Raw genomic sequence first — 3,680 nt, forward strand, 5'->3', positions numbered from 1 at the left:
GCGAGCGCAAGCAGGAGCGCTTCGACCCGGTCAAGGTGCCCGCGGGCGCCGTGTGGGTGATGGGTGACAACCGGAACGACTCCTGCGACTCGCGCTGCCAGGGGGGCGGCGGCGAGCGGGGGACCGTCCCGGTGGACAACATCATCGGCAAGGCCCGGATCATCGTCCTCCCGCCGAGCCGGTGGGGCGGCGTGAGCGACCACAATCCGCAAGCTTCGGCGCAGGCCGTGGCGATGAGCGCGCCGTCCTGGCAGCAGGGCATCCCGCTCGGTTTCGGCGTGGTGGCCGCGTGGCCGACGCTGGCCCTGGGGCGGCGCCTCGGTTCGGGCCTGCGCAGGGCGGCGAAACGAAAGTCCTAGTCCGGTGCCGTCGAGCAGGCCGTTGGCGGTCGCACCGCCGATCCGTCCGCCCCGAGCCGTGATTCGGGGGGAGAGTTCGTGGGGCCTGCAGGCCGCGCTGGACCGGCGCGGGCTCGGGCCGGTCGCCGGTGTGGACGAAGCTGGTCGGGGTGCGTGCGCGGGCCCGCTGGTGGTCGCCGCGTGCGTGCTGCGTCCCGGCGACGGCGCCCGCCTGACCGAGCTGACCGATTCGAAACTGCTCACGCCACAGGCGCGGGATCGGGTCTACGACCGGGTGCTGGCCAGGGCGGTGGACCATTCGATCGTCGTGATTTCCCCCGAAGAGGTGGATGCGCTGGGCATCCACGTGACCAATATCGAGGGTATGCGCCGTGCGGTTTCGGGCCTGGACGTGGCCGCGGGCTACGTCCTGACCGACGGGTTCCGGGTCCCCGGCCTGCCCGCGCCCAGCGTGCCGGTGATCAAGGGAGACCAGGCGGTCGCGTGCGTGGCGGCCGCTTCCGTGCTGGCCAAGGTCACCCGGGACCGGATCATGGCCGGATTGCACGTCGATCACCCGGCGTACGGGTTCGAGGTGCACAAGGGGTACAGCACGACGGACCACATCGCCGCGCTCAACGAACACGGGCCGTCCGAGGTGCACCGGTGGTCCTTCACGAATGTGGCCAAGGCGGCGGTCGCCCACGGTCGTCGTCCACCGCACAAGGTGATGCTGACGGTGGCGGCATTGGAGTCGAGCGCGGCGGTACGTGCCGACGAGGGCGACGTGAGTCAGAATGGACGTTCTGTCGCCGAATGGCAGTCGAGCTCGCGAGGAGGGGCGCGCATTCCATGAGCGCAGAGGATCTCGAGAAGTACGAGACGGAGATGGAGCTCTCGCTGTACCGAGAGTACCGCGACATCGTCGGGCAGTTCTCGTACGTGGTGGAGACCGAGCGTCGGTTCTACCTGGCCAACGCGGTGGACGTACAGGTGCGTGACGGTGGTGGCGAGGTCTACTTCGAGGTTCGGATGTCGGATGCCTGGGTATGGGACATGTACCGGCCCGCGCGGTTCGTGAAGAACGTCCGGGTCATCACGTTCAAGGACGTCAACGTGGAGGAACTGGACAAACCAGACCTCCGCCTCCCCGAAGACGGCCCCTTCTCCGGCTGAACCGGCAGCGAGGGACCTTTACTACGGTTTGCCAGTAGTAAAGGTCCCTCGCTCTCGTCTGCGAGCAGCAAAGCTCCTTTCCTCCCGCCGCGACCCCCGGTTGTCCACAGCGGGGTAGTTGTCCACAGGTTCGCGAACTCAGGGTGGTGCCACCCCACCGCCCCTGGCAGCGTCGATGACGTTCCGTACCGACATCGACGCTGGGGGTAGCTCATGGGCACCGCCCTTCAACCCGCACGCGGCACACCCGGCGAGCCCGGCGCGCCGCACCTCCGTCTGGGCCGAGTGGGCGAGCACTTCGCCGCGCGGCACCTGGAAAGCCTGGGGCTGGTCATCCTCTCCAAGAACTGGCGCTGCCGGGAGGGCGAGCTCGACCTGGTCGCGACCGATGGCACGACCCTGGTCGTCTGCGAGGTCAAGACCCGCTCCGTCCCCGGTTTCGGTGACCCGGCCGAGGCCGTCACCGAGGCGAAGAGCGCACGGATCCGCCGGGTCGCCGGGCAGTGGCTGCGATCATTCCACGTCGGCTGGTGCCGGATCCGCTTCGACGTGATCGCGGTCAGCATGCCGCCGGGCAGCCCGGCCAGGCTCCGCCACATCCCGGGGGCGTTCTGATGTCCCTGGCACGCACCTGGTCGGTCGCCCTGCTCGGCATCGACGGCCGGGTCATCGAGATCGAGGCGGACATCGGCGGCGGCATGCCGGGCATGAAACTCGTCGGCCTGCCCGACGCGGGGCTGCGCGAAGCGAAGGACCGGGTGCGCTCGGCGGTCCGCAACTCCGGCCAGTCCTGGCCGAAGGAAAAGGTGACCCTGGGCCTGTCCCCGGCGAACCTGCCCAAACTCGGCTCGGGCTACGACCTGTCGATCGCCATCGCGGTCCTCGCCGCGGCCGGGAAGGTACCCGCGACCAGGCTGCTCGGCTGCGTCCTGCTGGGCGAGCTGGCATTGGACGGCCGGGTGCGCACGGTGCGCGGAGTGCTGCCGGGATTGCTGGCCGCCCGCAAGGCCGGGATGAAACGCGCGATCGTGCCGACCGGTTCGCTGTTCGAAGCCGCCCTGGTCGACGGCCTGGAGATCTTCGGCGCCACCCGGCTGCTGGACGTGGTGAACTGGCTCAAGGGCGAGGAATCCCTGACCCGCCCGGAGCCACCGGGCGAGGCCGGGCCGTCGGAGGTGCTCGACCTCGCCGATGTGATCGGCCAGCCGGAAGCACGCTGGGCCCTGGAGGTCGCCGCCGCCGGCGGGCACCACCTCCTGTTCACCGGGCCACCCGGGGTCGGCAAGACCATGCTCGCCAAACGCTTGCCCGGCTTGCTCCCGCCGCTGACCGGGGAGGAATCGCTGGAGGTCACCGCCGTGCACTCGGTGCACGGCTCCCTGTCCCCCTCCTCGCCCCTGGTCAAAGTGCCCCCGTTCGTCGCGCCCCACCATTCGGTTTCGGTCGCCGCACTCGTCGGCGGCGGCAGCGGGCTGGCGTCCCCCGGCCTCATCAGCCGAGCGCATCGCGGGGTGCTGTTCTTGGACGAGGTCTGCGAGTTCGGACCCCAGCGCCTGGAATCCCTGCGGACGGCCCTGGAGGAAGGGGAGATCCGAATCGCCCGCCAGCGCGGCTCGGTCTGCTATCCCGCCCGCTTCCAGCTGGTGATGGCGACCAACCCGTGCCCTTGCGCACCACCGCGGGAGGCCGACTGCTCCTGCTCACCCGCCGCGCGGCGCCGCTATCTGAGCCGACTGTCGGGGCCGCTGCTGGACCGCGTGGACCTGCGAGTGCGGATGCGCCCGATCACCGCGATGAGCGCGCACGAGACCGGCGAACCGGAGTCGACCGAGGTGGTGCGCGAACGGGTGCTCCAGGCCCGCGCCCGCGCCGCCCGCCGCTGGGCGGAGCACGGCTGGCGCACCAATGCCGAGGTCCCCGGCCCGGTCCTGCGCCGGGAGTTCGCCCTGCCGGGCTCGGTCACCTCACTGCTCGATCGCGGCCTGGACCGCGGTGCCGTCACCGCCCGCGGTGCCGACCGCTGCCTCCGCATCGCCTGGACCCTCAGCGACCTGGCCGACGCCGACCGCCCGGATGCCGACCACGTCGCCACCGCCCTCGAATTCCGCGACCGGAGAGCCGCATGACCACCGCACACCCCGCCGCCCCCACCGCGACCCCACCCCC

The 3,680-nt window shown here is 71.0% G+C and carries 5 protein-coding genes; all 5 read left to right on the plus strand.

The annotated features are described in order from the left end of the window. Positions 1-359 (plus strand): S26 family signal peptidase (locus FXO23_RS51795; protein ID WP_246258066.1); only part of this gene is annotated, 359 nt, incomplete at its 5' end. A gap of 58 nt (positions 360-417) precedes the next feature. Further along, positions 418-1,194 carry a ribonuclease HII gene (locus FXO23_RS30700; protein ID WP_158888967.1) on the plus strand — a complete coding sequence of 259 codons (777 nt, stop codon included), beginning with the start codon at positions 418-420 and terminating at the stop codon, positions 1,192-1,194. Continuing rightward, complete coding sequence (locus FXO23_RS30705; protein ID WP_020671262.1) at positions 1,191-1,514, plus strand: DUF2469 domain-containing protein; 324 nt, start codon at positions 1,191-1,193, stop codon at positions 1,512-1,514. Before FXO23_RS30700 ends, FXO23_RS30705 begins: the two co-directional genes overlap by 4 nt. 213 nt (positions 1,515-1,727) lie before the next feature. Next, positions 1,728-2,129, plus strand: a complete 402-nt coding sequence (locus FXO23_RS30710; protein ID WP_158888968.1) for a YraN family protein — start codon at positions 1,728-1,730, stop codon at positions 2,127-2,129. Next, on the plus strand, positions 2,129-3,640 hold the full coding sequence (locus FXO23_RS30715; RefSeq protein WP_158888969.1) for a YifB family Mg chelatase-like AAA ATPase: 1,512 nt from the start codon (positions 2,129-2,131) through the stop codon (positions 3,638-3,640). Before FXO23_RS30710 ends, FXO23_RS30715 begins: the two co-directional genes overlap by 1 nt. Positions 3,641-3,680: the final 40 nt, after the last annotated feature.

It is taken from the genome of Amycolatopsis anabasis (assembly GCF_009765355.1).
Taxonomy (GTDB): Bacteria; Actinomycetota; Actinomycetes; order Mycobacteriales; family Pseudonocardiaceae; genus Amycolatopsis; species Amycolatopsis anabasis.

Coding starts and splice junctions, on each gene's coding strand:
- FXO23_RS30710 (WP_158888968.1), top strand. CDS start 1,728: ATGGGCACCGCCCTTCAACCCGCACGCGGCACACCCGGCGAGCCCGGC.
- FXO23_RS30715 (WP_158888969.1), top strand. CDS start 2,129: ATGTCCCTGGCACGCACCTGGTCGGTCGCCCTGCTCGGCATCGACGGC.
- FXO23_RS30705 (WP_020671262.1), top strand. CDS start 1,191: ATGAGCGCAGAGGATCTCGAGAAGTACGAGACGGAGATGGAGCTCTCG.